The 21,094-nt window shown below is 74.3% G+C and carries 21 protein-coding genes; 12 read left to right on the forward strand and 9 right to left on the reverse strand.

All coding sequences use genetic code 11. The annotated features are described in order from the left end of the window. Nucleotides 1-16: 16 nt before the first annotated feature. Entirely contained in the window at nucleotides 17-1,039 is a 1,023-nt protein-coding gene (locus Q0858_RS15185) for a 5'-3' exonuclease H3TH domain-containing protein (RefSeq protein WP_299056074.1), read from the reverse strand. A 56-nt stretch (nucleotides 1,040-1,095) separates the two neighbouring features. Here Q0858_RS15185 and Q0858_RS15190 point away from each other — a divergent pair, with 56 nt between their 5' ends. From Q0858_RS15190 to Q0858_RS15225, 8 genes are all read left to right on the forward strand, one after another. Next, nucleotides 1,096-1,893, forward strand: a complete 798-nt coding sequence (locus Q0858_RS15190) for a metallophosphoesterase (RefSeq protein ID WP_299056077.1) — start codon at nucleotides 1,096-1,098, stop codon at nucleotides 1,891-1,893. Nucleotides 1,894-2,085: 192 nt separating this feature from the next. Beyond that, on the forward strand, nucleotides 2,086-2,259 hold the full coding sequence (locus tag Q0858_RS15195; protein ID WP_299056081.1) for a hypothetical protein: 174 nt from the start codon (nucleotides 2,086-2,088) through the stop codon (nucleotides 2,257-2,259). A gap of 37 nt (nucleotides 2,260-2,296) precedes the next feature. Further along, nucleotides 2,297-4,501, forward strand: coding sequence for a glycogen debranching protein GlgX (gene glgX, locus Q0858_RS15200; protein WP_299056084.1), 2,205 nt, complete (start codon nucleotides 2,297-2,299; stop codon nucleotides 4,499-4,501). 2 nt (nucleotides 4,502-4,503) lie between these two features. Next, nucleotides 4,504-6,852, forward strand: a complete 2,349-nt coding sequence (gene treY, locus Q0858_RS15205) for a malto-oligosyltrehalose synthase (RefSeq protein ID WP_299056086.1) — start codon at nucleotides 4,504-4,506, stop codon at nucleotides 6,850-6,852. After that, nucleotides 6,849-8,615: a malto-oligosyltrehalose trehalohydrolase gene (treZ, locus tag Q0858_RS15210; RefSeq protein ID WP_299056088.1), complete on the forward strand. Its 1,767-nt coding sequence runs from the start codon at nucleotides 6,849-6,851 to the stop codon at nucleotides 8,613-8,615. The genes treY and treZ overlap by 4 nt, the downstream gene beginning before the upstream one ends. A 48-nt stretch (nucleotides 8,616-8,663) precedes the next feature. Continuing rightward, nucleotides 8,664-8,966 (forward strand): hypothetical protein, encoded by a 303-nt coding sequence (locus Q0858_RS15215; RefSeq protein ID WP_299056090.1) that lies wholly within the window; start codon nucleotides 8,664-8,666, stop codon nucleotides 8,964-8,966. Beyond that, the gene (locus Q0858_RS15220) at nucleotides 8,963-10,366 is read left to right on the forward strand and encodes a putative T7SS-secreted protein (RefSeq protein ID WP_299056092.1); all 1,404 of its coding nucleotides are present in this window, start codon (nucleotides 8,963-8,965) and stop codon (nucleotides 10,364-10,366) included. The genes Q0858_RS15215 and Q0858_RS15220 overlap by 4 nt, the downstream gene beginning before the upstream one ends. A gap of 40 nt (nucleotides 10,367-10,406) precedes the next feature. Continuing rightward, nucleotides 10,407-10,907: a hypothetical protein gene (locus Q0858_RS15225; protein ID WP_299056095.1), complete on the forward strand. Its 501-nt coding sequence runs from the start codon at nucleotides 10,407-10,409 to the stop codon at nucleotides 10,905-10,907. A gap of 21 nt (nucleotides 10,908-10,928) precedes the next feature. Here the strand turns inward: Q0858_RS15225 and Q0858_RS15230 are convergent, their stop codons facing one another. Further along, entirely contained in the window at nucleotides 10,929-11,489 is a 561-nt protein-coding gene (locus Q0858_RS15230; RefSeq protein WP_299056098.1) for a hypothetical protein, read from the reverse strand. A 34-nt stretch (nucleotides 11,490-11,523) separates the two neighbouring features. Here Q0858_RS15230 and Q0858_RS15235 point away from each other — a divergent pair, with 34 nt between their 5' ends. Further along, the gene (locus Q0858_RS15235) at nucleotides 11,524-12,399 is read left to right on the forward strand and encodes a M15 family metallopeptidase (RefSeq protein WP_299056101.1); all 876 of its coding nucleotides are present in this window, start codon (nucleotides 11,524-11,526) and stop codon (nucleotides 12,397-12,399) included. 19 nt (nucleotides 12,400-12,418) lie between these two features. Here the strand turns inward: Q0858_RS15235 and Q0858_RS15240 are convergent, their stop codons facing one another. Beyond that, nucleotides 12,419-12,832 (reverse strand): lipopolysaccharide assembly protein LapA domain-containing protein, encoded by a 414-nt coding sequence (locus tag Q0858_RS15240; protein ID WP_299056103.1) that lies wholly within the window; start codon nucleotides 12,830-12,832, stop codon nucleotides 12,419-12,421. 126 nt (nucleotides 12,833-12,958) lie between these two features. Here Q0858_RS15240 and Q0858_RS15245 point away from each other — a divergent pair, with 126 nt between their 5' ends. The 3 genes from Q0858_RS15245 to Q0858_RS15255 all read left to right on the forward strand — a co-directional run bounded on the left by Q0858_RS15245 (nucleotide 12,959) and on the right by Q0858_RS15255 (nucleotide 17,397). Then, the gene (locus Q0858_RS15245; RefSeq protein WP_299056106.1) at nucleotides 12,959-14,659 is read left to right on the forward strand and encodes an ABC transporter ATP-binding protein; all 1,701 of its coding nucleotides are present in this window, start codon (nucleotides 12,959-12,961) and stop codon (nucleotides 14,657-14,659) included. Then, complete coding sequence (locus Q0858_RS15250) at nucleotides 14,656-16,422, forward strand: ABC transporter ATP-binding protein (RefSeq protein WP_299056108.1); 1,767 nt, start codon at nucleotides 14,656-14,658, stop codon at nucleotides 16,420-16,422. Before Q0858_RS15245 ends, Q0858_RS15250 begins: the two co-directional genes overlap by 4 nt. Nucleotides 16,423-16,491: 69 nt before the next feature. Beyond that, the gene (locus tag Q0858_RS15255; RefSeq protein ID WP_299056110.1) at nucleotides 16,492-17,397 is read left to right on the forward strand and encodes an NAD(P)H-binding protein; all 906 of its coding nucleotides are present in this window, start codon (nucleotides 16,492-16,494) and stop codon (nucleotides 17,395-17,397) included. A gap of 21 nt (nucleotides 17,398-17,418) precedes the next feature. Here the strand turns inward: Q0858_RS15255 and Q0858_RS15260 are convergent, their stop codons facing one another. The 6 genes from Q0858_RS15260 to Q0858_RS15285 form a co-directional block, all read right to left on the reverse strand. Beyond that, nucleotides 17,419-18,117 carry a CPBP family intramembrane glutamic endopeptidase gene (locus Q0858_RS15260; protein ID WP_299056112.1) on the reverse strand — a complete coding sequence of 233 codons (699 nt, stop codon included), beginning with the start codon at nucleotides 18,115-18,117 and terminating at the stop codon, nucleotides 17,419-17,421. 73 nt (nucleotides 18,118-18,190) lie between these two features. Next, nucleotides 18,191-18,877 carry an NAD-dependent deacylase gene (locus tag Q0858_RS15265; protein ID WP_299056114.1) on the reverse strand — a complete coding sequence of 229 codons (687 nt, stop codon included), beginning with the start codon at nucleotides 18,875-18,877 and terminating at the stop codon, nucleotides 18,191-18,193. Next, nucleotides 18,874-19,527 (reverse strand): class I SAM-dependent methyltransferase, encoded by a 654-nt coding sequence (locus tag Q0858_RS15270; RefSeq protein WP_299056116.1) that lies wholly within the window; start codon nucleotides 19,525-19,527, stop codon nucleotides 18,874-18,876. Before Q0858_RS15270 ends, Q0858_RS15265 begins: the two co-directional genes overlap by 4 nt. Continuing rightward, nucleotides 19,524-20,057 carry a DUF4333 domain-containing protein gene (locus Q0858_RS15275; protein WP_299056119.1) on the reverse strand — a complete coding sequence of 178 codons (534 nt, stop codon included), beginning with the start codon at nucleotides 20,055-20,057 and terminating at the stop codon, nucleotides 19,524-19,526. Before Q0858_RS15275 ends, Q0858_RS15270 begins: the two co-directional genes overlap by 4 nt. Before the next feature lie 2 nt (nucleotides 20,058-20,059). Further along, nucleotides 20,060-20,374: a DUF4333 domain-containing protein gene (locus Q0858_RS15280; protein WP_299056122.1), complete on the reverse strand. Its 315-nt coding sequence runs from the start codon at nucleotides 20,372-20,374 to the stop codon at nucleotides 20,060-20,062. Between the two features lie 64 nt (nucleotides 20,375-20,438). Continuing rightward, a complete protein-coding gene (locus Q0858_RS15285; protein WP_299056125.1) occupies nucleotides 20,439-21,086 on the reverse strand; it encodes an ACT domain-containing protein in 648 nt (215 codons plus the stop codon). Nucleotides 21,087-21,094 lie beyond the last annotated feature (8 nt).

The raw sequence follows: 21,094 nt of genomic DNA on the forward strand, positions 1-21,094 counted from the left end.
CCGAGCACGTGGAGACTCAGGCGGGCCGCAGCCACGGACGGTCCGCGCGGCTCGCGGGCGTCGTCCCGCACAGCACCCGCAGGGCCAGCACCGTCGTCGTCGAGACGCCCAGGTGCCCGGCGACCCGGGACACCGCCTCCTCGTCGAGCGGCAGCGCGCCGGTCGAGCGTCGTACGTCGGGGGTCAGACCGAGGTCGAGGTCGTCGCGGCCGGCCATCATCGAGCGGTTGAACTCGAACTGCTCCCGCGCGCCCTCCGCCGCGAGCTTCCGGAGCACGCCGGCCCCCGTCCGCCGACCGGTGCGCTCCACGGACAGGGAGTCGAGGGCCGCGACGAGGGTGGTGCCGTCCGCGTGCTCGATGTCGGCCCACACCGCCCGCATCGACCCGGCGGCCTCGAGCAGCAGCGACGCCGCCTTCTCGCCGATCCCGGCCACCCCGGGGAGGTTGTCGCTCGCGTCGCCCCGCAGCGCCGCGAAGTCGAGGTAGTGACCGGCCTCGACGCCGTACATCGTGAAGAGCTTGGCGGGGTCGAGCAGCGGGGAGGCCCCGATCCCCCCGTTGATGAGGCGGAGCACGCGGGTCGAGTCCGAGATGTGGGCGAAGGCGTCCCGGTCGGAGGTGATGACGATGCACTCCCACCCGTGGCTGCGCGCCCAGGTGGCGGCCGAGGCGGTGACGTCGTCGGCCTCGAGGCCGGGCGGGGTGACGGTGTGCAGGCCCATCGCGTCGAGCATCGCGGCGCCGCGGTCGATCTGCTCGAGCAGCTCCGGGTGCTTCTCGGCGCGGCCCGCCTTGTACGCCGGGTAACGCGCGGCGCGCTCGGAGAAGGAGCGGTCGTCGAACCCGAGGACCACCCGGTCGGGCGCGAACCGCTCGACCGCCTCCAGGACCTGGAGCAGCATCCCGTGCAGCGCCCACGCCGGCCGTCCCCCGCGGTCGCGCTGGTCGGACGCCACCCGCGCGTGGTGCGCGCGGTGCAGCAGCGAGGGGGCGTCGACGGCCAGCAGGAGCGGCCGGGTCTCGGGTGGTGTCGTCATGGCGGTGCCCACGAGCCTAGGCGGCCGCGCCGCTCGCCGCGCGGCATCATCGGCGCATGAGGATCGGGCTGATCGGCGACGTCGAGGGCGAGATCGAGGTGGTCCTGGACTGCCTGCGCCGCCTCGGCGAGCGCGGCGACGTGGGGACCGCCTACCAGCTGGGAGACCTGCGCTTCGGGATGGGCGCGGACCCCGAGGGCTACCTGGACACGATCGAGGCGGCGTGCGTCCGCCACGGCCTGCGCCTCGACTGCGTGCCCGGCAACCACGAGGACTGGGCCCGGCTCGACGCGCTGTGGGCCGACCCGGGGGCGTACGGCGCCGACGGTCGCCTCCTCCCCCTCCCGGTCCGGGAGCACGTCAGGATGCTGCCCCGCGGCCACCGGTGGACGCTCGGCGGCCGGACATTCGTCGCGCTCGGTGGCGCACCCTCGATGAGCGTGGGGCAGAGGCCCGAGGGGGTCGAGTGGTGGCCGACCGAGGTGATCCTGGACGCCCACGTCGACGCCGTCGTCGCCGACGGCCCGGCCGACGTGATGCTCACCCACGACAGCCCCGGCCCGCCGTACTGCGTGCCCGAGGTCGGCGCGATCCTCCACCGCAACGTGCGCGAGAACCCGCGGCAGTGGTCGCCCGCGGCGCTGGCGTACGCCGAGACCGGCATGACGCGGATGACCCGCGCCGTCCTCGGGGTCGCCCCGCGGTTCCTCGCCCACGGCCACTTCCACGTGGCCGGTGAGGACCGGGTCCGGCTGCCCGGCGCCACCCACGAGACCACCGTCTGGTCCCTGGCGGCCCGGGGTGACGACGGCACCCTGCGCGCGCTCGACCTCGACACGCTCACCGCCTGCTGACCCGGTCGTGGCGCGAGCCCTCGGCGTGGTCACGACGGAGGCGATCACTGTCGCTGACAGACAGTGATCGCCTCCGATGCCACCCGTGCCGCCTGTTCGACTGGAGCAGGTCCATGCCGACCACAGCCATCCCTCGGCGGACCAGGGACTCCGCACCTGAGCGGAACCCGCGTGTTCCCCTACCGTCTGACCATGGGTCCGACGTCCTCCGACCGTCTCGCCGAGGCGGTCGAGACCGCTGCCCTCGTCGGCCGCCGCCAGCGGCAGCTCGCGCGGGCGCGGGACACCGGGCAGGCCCGCGAACGCGAGGTGACGGCGAGCAGAACTGTGATCGCCGATGAGCGGGTACACGTTCTCGAGCGATAGTTTGATCGTTCCAACCCGACCTGTGGAGGCGACTGTGGTGGAGAGCTGGCCGGGAGAGCCCTATCCCTTGGGCGCGACGTTCGACGGGAGCGGGACCAACTTCGCGCTCTTCAGCGAGGCCGCCGAGCGGGTGGAGCTGTGCCTCATCGAGGTGGCGGCCGACGGCACCCGCACCGAGACCCGCGTCGAGCTGACCGAGGTCGACGCCTACGTGTGGCACTGCTACCTGCCGACGGTCCAGCCGGGGCAGCGGTACGGCTACCGCGTCCACGGCCCGTGGGACCCGGAGAACGGGCTGCGCTGCAACCCGAACAAGCTGCTGCTCGACCCCTACGCCAAGGCGACCCACGGCGAGATCGACTGGGACCCGTCGCTGTTCGGCTACGACTTCGACGACCCGGACTCCCGCAACGACGAGGACTCCGGGCCGCACATGACGCTCGGTGTCGTCATCAACCCGTTCTTCGACTGGGAGGGCGACCGCGCCCCGCGGACCCCGCTCAACGAGACCGTGATCTACGAGGCCCACGTCAAGGGCATGACCATCCAGCACCCCGACGTGCCCGAGGAGCAGCGCGGCACGTACGCCGGCCTCGCGCACCCCGCGATCACCGACCACCTCCGCAAGATCGGCGTCACCGCCATCGAGCTGATGCCGGTCCACCAGTTCGTGCAGGACAACACCCTGCTCGAGCAGGGGCTGCGCAACTACTGGGGCTACAACACCCTCGGGTTCTTCGCCCCCCACGCCGCGTACGCCGCCACCGGCGACGCCGGCCACCAGGTGCAGGAGTTCAAGGCGCTGGTGAAGTCGATGCACGACGCCGGCATCGAGGTCATCCTCGACGTGGTCTACAACCACACCGCCGAGGGCAACCACCTCGGCCCGACGCTGAGCTTCAAGGGCATCGACAACCCCGCGTACTACCGCCTCGTCGAGGACGACGAGCAGTACTACATGGACTACACCGGCACCGGGAACTCTCTCAACGTCCGCCAGCCGCACTCGCTGCAGCTGATCATGGACTCGCTGCGCTACTGGGTCACCGAGATGCACGTCGACGGCTTCCGCTTCGACCTCGCCAGCGCCCTGGCCCGCGAGTTCTACGACGTCGACCGCCTCGCGACCTTCTTCGAGCTCGTGCAGCAGGACCCGGTCGTGAGCCAGGTCAAGCTCATCGCCGAGCCCTGGGACGTCGGCCCCGGCGGCTACCAGGTCGGCAACTTCCCGCCGCTGTGGGCGGAGTGGAACGGCGCCTACCGCGACACCGTCCGCGACTTCTGGCGCGGCGAGCCCAGCCTCGGCGAGTTCGCCAGCCGCCTGGCCGGCTCCAGCGACTACTACGAGCACTCCGGACGCCGCCCGGTGGCGAGCATCAACTTCGTCACCGCCCACGACGGCTTCACGATGCGCGACCTGGTGTCGTACACCGAGAAGCACAACGAGGCCAACGGCGAGGACAACAACGACGGCGAGAGCCACAACCGGTCGCAGAACTTCGGCGTCGAGGGCCCCACCGACGACCCCGAGGTCCTGCGCAAGCGGGCGCGGGCGCAGCGCAACTTCCTGGCCACGCTCCTGCTCAGCCAGGGGGTGCCGATGATCCTGCACGGCGACGAGATGGGTCGCACCCAGGACGGCAACAACAACACCTACGCCCAGGACTCCGCGATCGCGTGGATGGACTGGGACGCCGTCGACGGCCCCCTGGTCGAGTTCACCGCCGCGGTCACCAAGCTGCGCCACGACCACCCGACGTTCCGCCGCAAGCGGTTCTTCACCGGCGACCAGGTGCGGGTGCCGACCGGCGACGAGGGCGACCGCCTCAACGACATCGTGTGGCTGCACCTCGACGGCCGCCCGATGGAGGACGACGACTGGCACGGCGAGTCGCCGGCCCAGGCCCTCGGCATGTACCTCAACGGCCACGGCATCGCCGGCAAGGACGCCCGCGGCGGCTCGATCGTCGACGACCATTTCCTGCTCTACTTCAACGCCGACGGCGACGCCGAGATCACCCTCCCGCCGGCGGAGTACGCCGACGGCTGGGACGTCGTCATCGACACCTCCGGCGAGGTCACCGGCCGGGCCGGGGTCGAGCCGGGCGCGACCCTGCCGATGTCGTCGTCCAGCCTGCTCGTGCTGCGCGAGGCGCAGCCGCCCGCGCCCGAGGTCGACCACTCCGTCGACGCCTCGATCGCGGCGTACGCCGACCGTTCCCAGCCCGTCAGCGAGGGGTGAGCATGAGCCAGGCCGACCAGCGGCGCGTCCCGACCAGCACCTACCGGCTGCAGGTCCGTGAGGGGTTCGACCTCGCCGAGGCCGCCGGCCACCTCTCCTACCTCCGCGACCTGGGCGTCGACTGGGTCTACCTGTCGCCGCTGCTCGAGGCCGAGCCCGGCAGCGACCACGGGTACGACGTCGTCGACCACTCCCGCGTCGACGGCTCCCGCGGCGGTGGCACCGAGCTGGAGGCGCTGTCCCGGCAGGCCCACAGCCTCGGGATGGGCGTGCTGATCGACATCGTCCCCAACCACGTCGGCGTCGCGACCCCCGCCGCGAACCCCTGGTGGTGGGACCTGCTGAGGAACGGCCGCGGCTCGGCGTACGCCGACGCGTTCGACGTCGACTGGGAGGCCGGCGACGGCAGGCTCGTGGTCCCGGTCGTCGGGGACGGCGACGAGGGCGCCATCGAGGTCGACGTGGAGGCCGGCGAGGTCCGCTACCACGACAACCGCTACCCGCTGGCCCCCGGCACGACGACGCTCGACGAGCAGCACTACCGCCTCGCGCACTGGCGCGAGGCGGACCACGGGCTGAACTACCGCCGGTTCTTCGCGGTCAACACCCTCGCCGGGATCCGGGTCGAGGAGCAGCGCTGGTTCGACGAGTCCCACGCCGAGATCGGGCGCTGGTTCCGCGAGGGCCTCGCCGACGGCCTCCGCGTCGACCACCCGGACGGGCTGCGCGACCCCGAGGGCTACCTCGCCGACCTCGCCGAGCTCACCGGCGGCGCCTACGTGCTCGTCGAGAAGATCCTCGAGCCCGGCGAGGAGCTCCCGCAGAGCTGGTCCACCGCCGGCACCACCGGGTACGACGCCATGGCCCAGGTCGACCGCGTCCTCGTCGACCCCGCCGGCGAGGAGCCGCTCACCGCGCTCGAGGCCCGCCTGGCCCGACGGCCCTACGACTGGCACGCGCTGATCCACGACACCAAGCGCGCCGTCGCCGACGGTGCGCTCGGCTCCGAGGTCCGCCGCATCGTCCGCGAGCTGCCCGCCGACCGCCTGGCCGGCGCGGACGCAGACCGCCTCGTCGACGCCGTCGCCGAGCTGCTCGCCTGCTTCGAGGTCTACCGCTCCTACCTGCCCACCGGGCAGGAGCACCTCGAGCGCGCCGTCGCCGAGGCCCGGGAGCGCCGCGGTGACCTGGACGACGTCCTCGACGTGCTCGCCCCGGTCCTCGCCGACCCGGCCGAGCCCGCCGCGCTGCGGTTCCAGCAGACCTCCGGCATGGTCATGGCCAAGGGCGTGGAGGACTGCGCGTTCTACCGCACCTCGCGGCTGTCGTCGCTGTCCGAGGTCGGCGGCGACCCGTCCGTCTTCGCCGTCGCCCCTACCGACTTCCACGCCGCCATGGCGCGCCGCCAGCACACCTGGCCCGACGCGATGACCGCGACGTCGACCCACGACACCAAGCGCAGCGAGGACGTGCGGGCGCGGATCGCCGTCCTCGCCGAGGTCCCCGCGCTGTGGGAGGACGCCCTCGACCGGCTCCTCGAGGCCGTGCCCGTGCCCGACCCGTCGTTCGCGTCGCTGCTGTGGCAGGCGATCCTCGGCGCCTGGCCGTCGCGCCCCCACCCGGACCTGCGGCCCCGGCTCCACGCGTACGCCGAGAAGGCGATGCGTGAGGCCGGCGACCGGACGCAGTGGACGGCCCCCGACGAGGCCTACGAGGCCGCCGTCCACGCCTGCGTCGACGCCGCCTTCGACGACCGTCGGGTGGTCGCGATCATCGAGGAGCTGCTCGCCGCCACCACCCGGGCCGGGCAGTCCAACGGGCTCGCCGCGAAGCTCGTCTCGCTCACGATCCCGGGCGTCCCCGACGTCTACCAGGGCAGCGAGATGTGGGAGCAGAGCCTCGTCGACCCCGACAACCGGCGGGAGGTCGACTTCGAGGTCCGCCGGACCGTCGTCGACGCCGTCGCCGGCGGCGTCCGCCCCCCGTGGGTCGGCAGCCGCCAGGACGCCGGCGCCGCGAAGCTCCACGTCGTCCGCACGGCGCTGCGCCTGCGTCGCGACGCCCGCGAGCTGTTCACCACCTACGAGCCCCTCCTGGCCGAGGGCCCGGCGGCCGGCCACGTGCTCGCCTTCGACCGTGGCGGCGCCGTCACCGTCGCCACCCGCCTGCCCATCGGCCTGGCCGGGGCCGGCGGCTGGGGCGACACCCGGTTGCGCCTGCCGAGCCAGCCCGGTGACGTCCCCCTGGTCGACCGCCTCACCGGCCGGGAGTGGGCCGGCGACGTCCTGCTCTCCGAGCTGCTGGACGCCTACCCGGTGGCGCTGCTGGCTCCCGCGGGGGCGGACGCGTGAGCCGCTTCGACGTCTGGGCACCTGCCGCGGAGCGCGTCGACCTCACGGTGGCCGACGAGGTCGTCGCCATGCGACGCCGCGGCGGCGGCTGGTGGACCCCCGACGGCCCCACCCCGGACGGCGAGGTCGACTACGGCTACCGCCTCGACGGCGACGAGACGGTCCTCCCCGACCCCCGCTCGCGGCGCCAGCCTGACGGCGTCCACGGCCGGTCCCGCACGTACGACGCGTCGGCGTTCGCGTGGACCGACCAGGCCTGGACCGGACGCCAGCTCGCCGGGTCCGTCGTCTACGAGCTGCACGTCGGCACCTTCACCCCCGAGGGCACCCTCGACGCCGCCCTCGGGAAGCTCGACCACCTCGTCTCGATCGGCGTCGACCTCGTCGAGCTGATGCCGGTCAACTCCTTCGACGGCACCCACAACTGGGGCTACGACGGCGTCGGCTGGTTCGCCGTCGACGAGACGTACGGCGGCCCCGCGGCGTACCAGCGGTTCGTCGACGGCTGCCACGCCGCCGGCCTCGGCGTGATCCAGGACGTCGTCTACAACCACCTCGGCCCGTCCGGGAACTACCTGCCCGCGTTCGGGCCCTACCTGACCGAGGGCAGCAACACCTGGGGCGACCAGGTCAACCTCGACGCCGAGGGCAGCGACGAGGTCCGGCGCTACATCCTGGACGACGTCGCGATGTGGCTGTCGGCCTACCACGTCGACGGCCTCCGCCTCGACGCCGTGCACGCGCTCGTCGACTCCTCGCCGACCCACCTGCTCGAGGAGATGGCCGTCGAGGTCGCCGCCCTGTCGGCGCACCTGCGCCGGCCGCTGACGCTGATCGCCGAGTCCGACCTCAACGACACGCGCATGGTCACGCCCCGCGAGGGCGGCGGCCGGGGCATCGACGCGCAGTGGAGCGACGACTTCCACCACGCCGTCCACGTCGCGCTGAGCGGGGAGACCCACGGCTACTACGCCGACTTCGCACCGCTCTCGGCGCTCGCCAAGGTGTGCGAGCGGGGCTTCTTCCACGACGGCACGTGGTCGTCGTTCCGCGAGGCCGACCACGGCCGGCCCGTCGACGTCGACCACATGCCGTCCTGGCGTCTCGTCGTCTGCTCCTCCAACCACGACCAGGTCGGCAACCGCGCGCGCGGCGACCGCCCCTCCGACCCGGAGCCCGGCCACCTGGACGACGACCGCCTGGTGATGGCGGCGATGCTCGTCATGGCCGGCCCGTTCACGCCCATGCTGTTCATGGGAGAGGAGTGGGCCGCCTCGACGCCGTTCGCGTTCTTCACCTCCCACACCGACCCCGAGATCGCCGAGGCCACGCGGACAGGCCGGATCGAGGAGTTCGCGAAGATGGGCTGGGACCCGGACACCGTGCCGGACCCCCAGGACCCCGCGACGTTCGCCATGAGCCGCCTCGACTGGTCCGAGGTCGACCGCGGTCGCCACGCCGTCGTCCTCGACGCCTACCGGCGCCTCGCCGAGCTGCGTCGCACCGTCCCCGCGCTCACCGACCCCGACCTCGGCGCCGTGCGGGCCACCGCCGACGACGAGGCGCGCGTCCTGACGCTGCGCCGCGGGGACGTGCTGGTGGTCCTCAACCTGGGCGAGGCGTCGTACGACCACGCGCTGGACGGGCCCGCCGAGGTGCTGCTCACCACCCCGACAGCAGTCTCCGAGGAGACGGACAGGATCAAGCTCCCCGCCGGATCGGGTGCGCTCGTGAGGTTTCGGCGGCCGCAGAGCCGGGCATGAGCCTGGCCACTGCGTGATCCACCCGAGACATCCGTCGAGGAGGAACCCATGACGATCCAGGTCGTGGAGCAACAGCTGAGGAGCCTGGCGTCCGACATCGACGACGCCGTGTCCGACTCCGTCACCCGCACCATCTCCCTGACCGCCCCCAGCCCCGAGACGTACGGCGACGTCGTCCTCTCGGGGTACGTCGACTCCGCGAAGGAGGGGTTGCAGGGCGCGGTCCGCGCCCTCGCGACCGACGCCCAGGCCGCGGCGTCCAGCGTCCGCGACCAGCTGGCCGACTTCGTCTCGACGGACAACGAGTCCGCCGCCGGCATGCGGCCCGCGGGCGGGGGTGTCCCGGTATGAGCGAGCTCAGCACGAAGGAGCTCGGCGAGACCGAGAACCCCAAGGAGATCGTGCCCGGCGAGCCGGGCCAGGTCCGGACCGCCGGCACCACGTTCACCGACGAGGGCGACCGCATGGTCCGGATCGGCGGCACGCTGTCCGGACTGCGGGCCCCCGCCTGGGAGGGCGGCGCGGCCGACGCGTTCAACGGGGCCTTCCCGGACTCGGTGAAGCCCTGGACGGAGGTCGGCGAGGACGCCCGCGCGGCGGGCAAGGCCCTCGGCGACCACGCCGGCGTGCTGACGTCGGCCCAGTCGAAGGCCCAGGAGGCGATCGAGAAGTACAAGGCCGGCAAGGAGGCGCAGGAGCGCGCCCTCGCCGAGCACAACTCCGCGGTCGCCGACTACAACAGCAGCCTCGGCTCCACCGGCACCCTCGGCGGAGGGGGCAGCCGGCCCACGCCGCCCGGTCCCTTCCACGACCCCGGGATCGCGCGGATGCGCGAGGCCCAGGAGATGGTCGAGGAGGCCCGGACCTCCGTCACGGAGTCCGCCCGGACGACCGGTGACGCCCTGGCCAAGCTGCCCGGGACGCTCACCGCCAGCGGCCAGAGCCCCGACGACGGCTCCGGCGAGGTGACCGTGAACGGCGAGGCCTTCGAGATCGGCAGCGTCGGCAACGCCCCGTGGAGCGACGAGGACGCGCTCCGCCCGTGGGGCGACGCGGTCGACGAGGACGGCGACGGGCGGGACGACCGCACCGGCGTCGACGTGAGCGTCGACCTCGGCAGCGAGGACGCCGAGGCCACCGCCTTCGGTGCCGAGGGCTCCTTCCAGGACGACTTCGGCGGCGTGGGCGTCTCCGGCAACGGCGAGGTCAACGTGCTGTCCGCCCAGGCGGGCGCCTCCGCCAGCGTCGGCTCCGACGGTCTCGCGGCCCAGGCCAACGCCGGCGCGTACGCCGCCCAGGCCCAGGGCTCGGTGAGCGCCGAGTACGGCATGGCCTCGGTCACCGCCGAGGGCGAGGCCATGGTCGGCGCCGAGGCGGAGGGCGAGGTCAGCGTCGGGCTGGACGGCGTCCACGCCGGCGGCGAGGTCTTCGCCGGCGCCCGCGCCGAGGGCTCCGTCGGCGGCGAGGTCGGCGGCGTCGGCGGTCAGGTGACCGGCGAGGCGTGGGCCGGCGTCGGTGCGTCCGCGGACGTCGACGTGGGGATGAACGACGACGGCTCCTTCACGATCGGCGGCCACCTCGGCGCCGGGCTGGGGATCGGTGGCCAGATCGGCGGCGAGATCACCATCGACCCGGGCGAGGTCGTGGAGACTGTCGAGGACGTCGGCGAGGGCATCGCCGAGGGCGTCGAGGACGTCGGCGAGGGCATCAGCGACGCCGCCAGCGGCATCGGCGACGCCCTCGGTTTCTGACCACCTGCTGCACCGGACGAGACCAGAAGGAGAGCACGACATGGAGGAGTTCCCCGTCCCCATCCGGTTCGAGCTGCCGGGTCCGCAGTGGCGGGCCGTGCAGCCGGAGTCGGTGGGGGTCAGCAACGCGATGTTCGTCGCGCTGCGCGACGACACGCCCGGCGACTACACGCCGATCATCTCCTTCAGCGGGGGGTGGCGCACCGACGACGCCACCATGGAGCAGATCGCCGAGGAGGCGGTGCTCCGGCTCCGCGACGAGACCGGCGACGCCCAGCTCATGGACCGTCGGCAGTTCGGCACCGAGCAGACCCCGTCGTACAGCCAGGTCCTGCGGGCCTCCGCCGAGGTCGACGGCCAGCACTACGACCTGGCGCGCCTGCAGGCCCTCATCGGTCTGCAGGACCCGGCCCAGGAGCGGCGGCGGGCGGTGCTGATCGTCAGCTGCACCTGCCTGGCCGACCAGCTCGACGTGGTGACACCGGAGTTCCAGGCCCTCGTCAAGGGTCTGCGGGTGGACGAGGCGAAGGCGGCCGGCTGAGGCAGCGCCCGGGCCCGACCGTCAGGGGAAGTTTCCCGTCAGGGCGAGGATGCCCAGGATGATCCCGCCGAGGGCCAGGCTGCCGATCGCGAGGACGGCGAAGCCGAGGCCGACCTTGGCGGTGGTGTTCAGCTTCTTCTCGAGGCCGAGCCGCTCGCCGACCATGTCGATGAGGCGGTTGCCCTCGCCGGAGTCGAAGGCGTAGTCCACGACCTTGCCGTACTGGCCCTGGTCGTCGAAGGCGTACTCGCGCCGGAACGAGATCGTGCGGACCGTGCCCTGGGCGCCGCCCGCCGAGGCGCGCAGCACCGGCCGGGGCACGCCGCCGGCGACGTCGGCGCCGGCCTGCCACTCGACGGTGACCAGACGGTCGGTGACCGTGTAGGTCCCGTTCGTGGGGTCGACCGTCACGAGGTGCGTGAACGCCTTCTTCAGCGACTTGCGGTGCATCAGGGTCCACCACTGGGCGTCGACGACGTCGATGTGGACGGTGAACCCGTCGGCGGTCTCGTCGGCGACCATGTACGGCGTGTCCGCGGCGACGCGGCGGACCTCCTCGGCGAACTGCTTGGCATCGGCCATGGGGCGACCCTACTGGGGTCCGTAGCCTGGCCCGGTGAGGCGAGCGGTGGTGGGGCTGGCGTGCGCCGGCCTGCTGCTCGCCGGCTGCGCGGACGACGAGCCCGCCTCCGGCGGACCCGCCCCGTCGGCGTCGTCCTCGTCACCGGGCTCCACCGCGCCCGCTCCCAGCCGTGAGCCCGAGCCGGAGCCCGAGCCGGAGCCCGGGGCGACGCCCCCGCCGTGGCTGGGGACGCGGGTCCTGCCGGAGCGGGCCGACGGGTTCGGTGAGGTCCGCCCCACGCCACCGGCGCTGCGGGAGCGGGCGTTCACCCTGCCCGACGCGCTCCCCGCCCTGCCGGGGTCGGGGTTCGCGAGCCGGGTCGCCGATCCGGCGCCCGCGCGGGTGGTCGAGAGGTCCACCTGGGAGGCCGGGTGCCCCGTCGCCGCCGACGACCTGGCGTGGGTCCGGGTGACCTTCCGCGGCTTCGACGGCGAGCGCCACACCGGGGAGCTGCTGCTCGCCTCGGAGTGGGCGGAGCCGATGGTGACGGTGTTCCGCGACCTGTGGGACGCCGACTTCCCCCTCGAGGAGCTCCGGATCACCCGGTCCGACGAGCTCGACGTGCCGCCCACCGGGGACGGCAACAACTCCGGCGCGTTCGTCTGCCGAGCCGTGACCGGCGGGACCTCGTACTCCGAGCACGCCTACGGCCGCGCGATCGACCTCAACCCGTTCCAGAACCCCTACGCCCGCGACGACGTCGTCGTCCCCGAGCTGGCCTCCGCCTGGCTCGACCGCGACCGCGACCTGCCCGGCATGGTCCGGCCGGACGACGTCGTGGTGCGGGCCTTCGCCCGCATCGGGTGGCAGTGGGGCGGCGACTACCAGTCCCTGAAGGACTACCAGCACTTCTCCAGCACGGGCGGCTGAGCCGCCCCGCGCCCGAGGATCAGCGGTCGGCCTTGCGGACCCTCCGACGCAGCTGCCAGATGCGGAGCGTGCCGGCGAGACCGGCGACGGCGAGCCCGGCGGCGAACGCCAGCAGCAGCGCGACCGCGAGCGGCGAGCTGCCCGTGGCGCCGAAGTAGTTGACCTGGACCGAGGCCAGGTTCTGCAGGATGAAGATCGCCAGCAGGACCAGCAGGACCACCATCAGCACGACCACGACCCAGATGTGGCTCGCGGCGGAGCCGCGCAACGGGTCGTCGGCGGTGCCCTTGAGGCGACGCTGCTCGGGGGCCGCGTCGGGCGCGGGCTCCTGACGACGCTCCGGGTCGGCCGCGCGGTCGTCGTACGCCGGGGCGGGCGGCGGGGGCGGCTGGTTCGCGGGCTGCCCCGGGACGACCGGGTCGTGCTGGCTCATGGGGTGGCCTCCTCTGGCTCGGCCCCAGCCTAGGGCGTCCGGGACCCGGTCCGGACCGCTTCGTGCACTGCGCCACGCCGGGCTTAGGGTGGCCTAACCTGACCAGCACCACCGAGCGGAGGAGCCGTGGAGAAGGCGCCAGCGACGAGCGCCGCGCTCGTCCGCCGCACGCTGCGCCGCCAGCGGCGGCCCCTCGCCGCGAGCCTGGTGATCATCGGGCTCTGGCAGGTCTGCGAGGCGATGGTGCCGGTGATGATCGGCGTCGTCGTCGACCGCGCGGTCGCCACCGGCGACCCGCTCGCGTTCGTGCTGTGGGGCGGGGCGACCGCCCTGCTCTTCGTCGTGCTCGGCCTGTCCTTCCGGTTCGGCGCCCGGATCGTGCTGCGCACCCGCACCGTGGAGATGCACCGCATCCGCAGCGAGATCTCCTCGCACGTCCTCGCCCCCGCCGGCGCCCGCACCGGCCGGCCGGTCGGGGAGGTGCTGAGCCTCGCCACCACCGACGCCGAGACGGTCTCCAACGTCCTGCGCCAGGTCGTGTTCGCCGTGGCCGCACTGCTGGGCCTGACGGTCAGCACGGTGATCCTCGTGACCATCGACCCCGTGCTGGCGCTGGTCGTCCTCGTCGGGGTCCCGTTGGTGCTGGCGGGCACGCAGCTCCTCGCCCCGCGCCTGGCCCGCCGCAGCACGGTGCAGCTCGAGGCGGTCGGGGACGCGACCGGGGTGGCGACCGACCTGGTGCGCGGCCTGCGCCCGCTGCAGGGCATCGGTGGGCAGGACGCCGCCCTCGCGGGCTACCGCCGCCGCAGCCGCGCCGCCGCGGACGCCGCAGTCGACTCCGCCCGCTCCGAGGGGCTGCTGGTCGGCGTCGCGAACGGGCTGTCCGGGCTCTTCCTCGCGGTCGTCGCGCTGCTGGCCGGGCTGCGGGCCGCGCAGGGCGAGATCGGCGTCGGCGAGCTGATCGCCGTCGTCGGGCTGGCCCAGTTCTTCGCCGAGCCCATCCGCATGGCCACCGACCTCATCGCGGACCTCGCCCGGTCCCGCGCCGCCGCCGGCCGGGTCGTGGAGCTCCTCGCCGCGCCCCCGCTCGCCGAGGACGGCGCCCTGGCCGCCGCCGGGACCGGCCCGCCCGCCCTGGACCTCGACGACGTCACCACCGGGCCGCTGCGCGGGCTGAGCCTCCATGTCGCGCCGGGGCGCCTCACCGCCGTCGTCCTCGACGACCCGGCCGCGGCCGCCTGCCTGCTGGCACTGCTGCGGGGCGAACGGCGCCCCGAGGCCGGAGCCGTCCGGCTCGACGGGACGCCGCTGACCGACCTCGGCGTCGGTGACCGCGCCGCCCGGCTGCTCGTCGACGACCACGGCACCGACCTGTTCGAGGGCACCCTGCGCACCAACGTCGACCCCGCCGGCCGACTGGAGAGCGACCGGCTCGCCGTCGTCCTCGAGTCCTCCGCCGCGACGGACGTCGCCGAGCTGGACCCCGCCGGCGTGGACCGCCCGATCAGCGCCGACGGCACCGACCTGTCCGGCGGCCAGCGCCAGCGGCTCGCCCTCGCCCGGGCGCTCGCGGCCGACCCGCCGGGCCTGGTCCTGCACGACCCGACCACCGCCGTCGACGCCGTGACCGAGCAGCGCATCGCCGCCGGCCTCGCCGCGCTGCGCACCGGACGGACCACCCTCGTGCTCACCACCAGCCCCGCGCTGCTCGACGTCGCCGACGAGGTCGCCCACGTCGCCGACGGGCGGGTCGTGGCCCGGGGCCGCCACACTGACCTGCTCACCGACCCCGCCGCGACGGCGTACGCCGAGGCGGTGCTGCGATGAGCGACCGACCGAGCGAGCGGGTGGACCCGGACGCGCTCCCGATCAGCACCGCCGGGGAGGCGGCACGTGTCGCCTGGCCCCTGCTGCGGAAGCGGCGCGGCGCTCTGGTGACCACCCTGGTGTCCCTCGTCCTCGTCGGGGCGTCCGGCGTGGTCGGACCGATCATGCTCGGGCGCGTCGTCGACGTCGTGGACGCCGGCGGGAACACCTCCGGGATCGTGCTGGCCGCCGTCTGGATCGCGGTCGCCGCCGTGGTCGGCGCGGTCGCGACCGCGGTCGGTGTGACGTCGCTGGCGGCCCTGGGGCAGCCCGCGCTGGCGGAGCTGCGGGAGGAGGTCCTCGACGTCGCGCTCCACACCGACCCCGCCCGTCTGGAGCGGGCCGGGTCCGGCGACCTGCTCAGCCGCGTCGGGGACGACGTCCGGCTGATCTCGGAGTCCCTGACCGAGGCGCTGCCCCTCGTCGTGAACTCGATGGTCACCGTCGCCTTCACCGCCGGCGGGCTCTTCGCCCTCGACTGGCGCCTCGGGCTGGCGGGGCTCGCCGCGGCGCCGGCGTACGTGCTCGCGCTGCGGTGGTACCTGCCGCGCAGCGGGCCGAGGTACCAGGCCGAGCGGGCCGCGAACGGCGTCCGCGCCCAGGCGCTGGTCACCGGCATCGGCGGCAGCGCGACCCTCCGCGCCCACGGCCTGGCGCCGCAGGCCCAGCAGCGCATCGAGACGACCTCGTGGTCGGCGGCGGAGATCACCCTCGACGTGTTCCGCCTCTTCACCCGCTTCGGGTTCCGGATGAACCTGTCCGAGGGCCTCGGCCTGCTCCTGGTCCTCGGGGTCGGCTTCCTCGCGGTCCGTGCGGACGCCGTGAGCGTCGGCGAGGTCACCGCGGCGGCGCTGTTCTTCCACCGGCTGTTCAACCCGGTCGGAGCGCTGCTGTTCTTCTTCGACGACGTCCAGTCCGCCGGGGCCTCGCTGACCCGGTTGACCGGCATGGTGCTGATGCCGCGCCCCGCCCGTCCCACGGACCTCCGGCGGCCCACCGGCGCGGGCGTGGCGCTGCGGGACGTCGACCACGCCTACGTCGAGGGCCGCCCCGTCGTCGTCGGCGTCGACGCCGCCCTCGCCCCCGGCGAGCGGGTCGCGGTGGTCGGGGCCACCGGCGCCGGCAAGACCACCCTGGCCGCGATCGCCGCCGGGCGGCTCGTCCCCACCGGGGGCACCGTCGAGCTCGGGGGCGTGCCCCTGGGATCGGTCGACGGCGAGGGCCGCCCCGCCGTCGCGGTGGTGACGCAGGAGGTGCACGTCTACACCGGCACCGTCCGCGACAACCTGCTGCTCGCGAAGCCGTCGGCGGGCGACGACGAGCTCCGCGCCGTCCTCGGTGACCTGGGGGCGCTCGGGTGGGTCGAGGCCCTGGCCGACGGCCTCGACACGGTGGTCGGGGAGGGCGGGCACGACCTCACCCCCGCCCAGGCCCAGCACCTGGCGCTCGCCCGGCTACCGCTGGCCGACCCGCTGGTCGCCGTCCTCGACGAGGCCACCGCCGAGGCGGGCTCGGCGGGCGCCCGCGACCTCGAGCGGGCGGCGTACGCCGCGACGCGTGGCCGCACCGCGCTGGTCGTCGCCCACCGGCTCACCCAGGCCGCCACCGCCGACCGGGTGTGGGTGATGCACGACGGGCGGATCGTGGACGACGGCCCCCACGAGGAGCTCGTCGCCGCGGGCGGCCGGTACGCCGAGCTCTGGCGGGCCTGGTCGCAGCGCTAGGCACCTCGCCCGCACGCTCGTCGGACCCCGCAGGGCATGGCGGGCGTCCTCTCCGGGCACACTGAGGGCATGGCTGACTCCTTGCGCGTCCTGGTGACCGGCGCCACGGGTTTCGTCGGTCAGCGGCTCGTCCCGGCCCTGGTGGCCGAGGGGCACGAGGTCCGCGCGATGACCCGCCGACCCGAGGAGTACACCGGCGAGGGCCAGGCCGTCGGCGGGGACGTCTTCGAGCCGGACACCCTCGACAAGGCCCTGGCGGACGTCGACGTGGCCTACTACTTCGTCCACTCGCTGGGCACGAAGGACTTCGAGCGCCTCGACGCCGAGGCCGCCCGCTCGTTCGCGACGGCGGCGTCGTCCGCCGGGGTGTCCCAGATCGTCTACCTCGGCGGCCTCGGCTCCGACGACCAGGTCCTCTCGCCCCACCTGCGCTCACGGCGCGAGGTCGAGAAGCTGCTCGGCGCGACGGGGGTGCCGGTCACGGCGCTGCGCGCCGCCATTGTCGTCGGCCACGGCGGCATCTCGTGGGAGATCACCCGCCAGCTCGTCGACAAGCTGCCCGCGATGATCGCGCCGCGGTGGGTGAAGACCCGCACCCAGCCGATCTCGCTGGCCGACGTCGTCCGCTACCTCGTGGGCGTCGCCGGCAACGACGCCGCGGTGGGCCGTGTCTTCGAGATCGGCGGGCCCGACCAGATCGACTACCTGGAGATGCTCCGGGTGGCCTCCACGGTCATCAAGGGCCACGCCCCGCCGATCGTGCCCGTGCCGATCCTGAGCCCGCGGCTGTCGTCGTACTGGCTGAGCCTGGTCACCGACGTCGACACCATGACGGCCCGCAACCTCGTGGACTCGATGGACACCGAGGTGCTCGTCTCCGACCACTCCATCCTCGACGTCGTCCCGGGCGACCCGATGACGTACGAGGAGGCCGTGCGACGGGCCATCGAGGACCGCGAGGCCGCGGAGGCCTGAGGCCCCGCCCGCGCCCGGCCCTCAGACCGGGAAGAGCAGCGGCAGCGCGTAGAGCATCGAGACCGACCAGGTCACGTGGGTGATCATCGGTGCCATGATGCCGCCGGTCACGCGGCGCTGCTGGCCCGTGATGGCCCCGAGGACGATGGCGGCGAACGCGAGCATGACGTTGCCGGTCAGCAGCGTCGCCAGGGCGTAGACGACCGTGGTGATGAGGACCTTCCGGCCGCGCACCGCGTCGTACAGGGCGCCGCGGAAGAACAGCTCCTCGCCGAGCCCGTTGACGACGGTGATGAACAGCAGCAGCGGGCCGGTGCCCGCCGCGGCGAAGGCCAGGACCGCGGTGACGGCCTCGTAGAGGAACGGGATCTCGCGCACGATGAGCCCGCCGACGATGAAGACGCCCGCCAGGCCCAGCCCGATGCCGAGCGGGACCAGGAAGGGCCGCGGTCCGACGAACCGGTCGCGCGGGCCGGCGTCGGTGCGGGTCTCGTCGGGCCGCCGCGCCGGCTCGGAGGGCCGGATCGTGAACCATCCCTGGCGGCCGAGGTGGACCGGGCCGGCGGCGAACGCGCCGATCGCCCAGACCAGGGCGAGCGCGAGGGTCACGACGTAGAACGACGTGCCGCCCGGCGTCAGCCGCAGCAGGGAGCCCAGGAGCACCGTCCCGACGACGGCGAAGACGGCCGTGACCACCTGCTGTCGTCGCGCCGTCGTCATGTGTCCTCACTGTAGGGAGCCGACCTGACGGGTACCCGATCGGGCCCGGCCCTCACGCCCGCGGCCAGGCGCGTCAGTCGCCGAGCAGCTCGTCGACCCACGCCGGCACCAGGACCGACGCCGGGCCGTGCCGGGCCTCGGCGAAGTGGGCCGTGCCCTCGCTGGGCACGAGGTTGAGCTCGAGGGTCCTCGCGCCGTACGCGGCGGCGTACTGCACGAAGCCGGCGGCGGGGTAGACGGCGCCGGACGTGCCGATGGAGCAGAAGACCTCGCAGCCGGCCACGGCGCGCTGGATGCGGTCCATCCCCAGCGGGACCTCGCCGAACCACACCACGTCCGGGCGCAGGTCGCCCCCGCAGTCGGCGCAGGGCGCGGCGTCGAGCATCGGGCCCTCCCAGCCGGTCCGCGCGCCGCAGCCCGCGCACAGGGCGGAGCGGAGCCGGCCGTGCATGTGCAGGACGTCGGCCGAGCCGCCGCGCTCGTGGAGGTCGTCGATGTTCTGCGTCACCAGCAGCAGGTCGTCGCCCAGCGCCCGTTCGAGCCGCCCCAGGGCCTCGTGGGCGGGGTTGGGCGCGACCGCGGCGAGGGCCGCTCGGCGGGCGTCGTAGAAGCGGTGGACGGTCTCGGGGTCGCGGGCGAACGCCTCCGGGGTCGCGACGTCCTCGACGCGGTGGCCCTCCCACAGCCCGTCGGCGTCGCGGAAGGTGGGGACGCCGCTCTCCGCCGAGATCCCGGCGCCGGTGAGCACGACGACCCTCACGAGCGCTCCTCGGACGCCACCGCCCGCACGTGGACACTCACGGCGTACCCGTCGCCGGGGACCCCGGCGGTGGCGTGGTCCCAGCCGGCGTACCGCTGCCGCAGCACGAGGCCCGCCGCGGCGCACGCGGCGTCCCACTCGGTGAGCGAGGTGACCGGGCAGCCGTCGGGCAGGTGATCGGCGTCGAGGCCGAAGCCGCTGACGACGAGCCCGCCGGGGACGACGGCACCGGCGCACCCGGCCGCGACGGCCGGCAACGTGCCGGTCTCGCAGAGGGGCACGACGTTGCCGGCGAGCGCGACGAGGTCGAAGCCGACGAGGTCGGCGGGCAGGGCGGCGAGGTCCACGCCCCGCCAGGTCAGCGCCGGCGCCGCGGCGCGGGCCACGTCGAGCATGGCCTCGTCGACGTCGACACCGACGACCTCGTGGCCGAGCCCGGCGAGGCGGACGGCGACCCGACCGGTGCCGCAGCCCGCGTCGAGGACCCGGCTGCCCGGGCCGAGCAGGCCGGCCAGGAACGTCGCCTCGCCGTGCACGTCGTCACCCGCGGCCTCCGCCTCGGCGAACCGCTGCGCGTAGGCCTCGGCGTACGAGGGACCGGCGTCCTCGGTGGCGACCCGCTGCCACCGGGTGGACCCGGCGGCGCTCACGGGTTGGGCTCGCTCGCCACCTCGATGGAGAAGTTCACGTTCGTGCCGTCGACGCCGGTCACCTCGACGGCGACGTCGTACTCCTCGCCGTCGGCCTCCAGGGTGCACGTGGCCGTGGCCCCCTGCTCCCCGACGAGGTCCTCGGGGCAGGTCACGTCCTCCGGCGCCGTGCCGACCTGCTCGGCGAGCTGCGTGGTGATCTGCTCCTCGACGTCGGGGGCGGCCACCCGCAGGACCCGCAGCTCGTCGGGGACCGCCACGTCGAACTCGGCGGTGTCGCCGTCGACGCCCGTCACCTCGACGTCGGCGTCGTACGTCTCGTCGCCGACGCTCACCTCGCAGGTGGTGGTGGCGCCCTCCTCCGCGTCGAGGTCCTCCGGGCAGTCGACGCCGTCGGGCGCCGAGCCGGACGCGTCCTCGACGGCGGCGGAGACCTGGTCGGTCAGGTCGCCGGGGTCCACGGTCTGGCCGCACCCGGCCAGCACGGCGACCAGGGCGGCGGCCCCGGCGGCGCGGAGGGGGGCTCTCATCGTCAGTTCGGCTGGTCCGCGACCTGGATGGAGAAGTTCACGTTGTCACCGTCGACGCCGGTGACCTCGATGGCGACGTCGTACTCCTCGCCGTCGGCCTCCAGGGTGCACGTGGTGGTCGCGCCCTCCTCGGCCTCGAGGTCGTCGGGGCAGTCGACGTTCTCCGGCTCGGTGCCGACCTGCTCGGTCAGCTGCGAGGTGATCTGCTCCTCGACGTCGCCGGCGGAGACGGTGCTCGCGCACCCGCCCAGCAGGCCCAGCGCGAGGGTGGCGCCGGCGGCGAGGGCGAGGCGGGACGGAAGGGTGCGAGCGGACACGGAGACCTCCGGGGTCAGGGTGCGAGCGGGACGGCGACAGTCTGCCCTACGGCCCCCGTCGCGCTCAGGAACGGCTGATGGAGACGGCCAGCGCGACGAGGTGGCCCAGGCGGGCGAGCTCGGAGTCGAGGAAGTCCGGACCTCCGCGGCGGCCGATGACGACCGCCTCGGGCGGCTCCCCGCCGGTGACCTCCAGGGGGGCACCGCACTGGACGACGTCGCCCTCGCCGTCCGGCAGCCGCGCGGCGCGGTCGAGGCCGGGCCACACGACCGTGTCCGGGGCCGCACCCGTGGCGTGGACGACGTGGCCCGCGCTGCCCGGCGCGGCCCCCACCTCGGCGGGTCGGACCCGGGCGGCCCAGTCCGCGCGGAACGTCAGCGGCACCAGGTCGACGAGACGGTCGAGCGCCTGGCTCGGGTTGGCGGTGAGCTCCTCCACGGCCTCGAGGTCCATGAACAGGTTGCCGCCGGCGGCGTACCGGCTGATCCAGATCACCTGCACCCCGTCGAGCGTGTTGCACGCCGAGACGATCGAGTCGGGCATGTGGCCGGGGGCGAGCTCGAGGAGCACGTCGTCGACCGCGTACCCGTCGTCGCGGTGCTCGACGATCTCGATGGCGTCGATGTCGCCGCCCGCCTCACCGATGGCCGTCGCGACGCGGCCCAGCGACCCGGGCACGTCGGGCAGCTCGACCCGGAGCAGGAACGGCATGCCGATGA

Source organism: uncultured Nocardioides sp., assembly GCF_947489365.1.
Taxonomy (GTDB): Bacteria; Actinomycetota; Actinomycetes; order Propionibacteriales; family Nocardioidaceae; genus Nocardioides.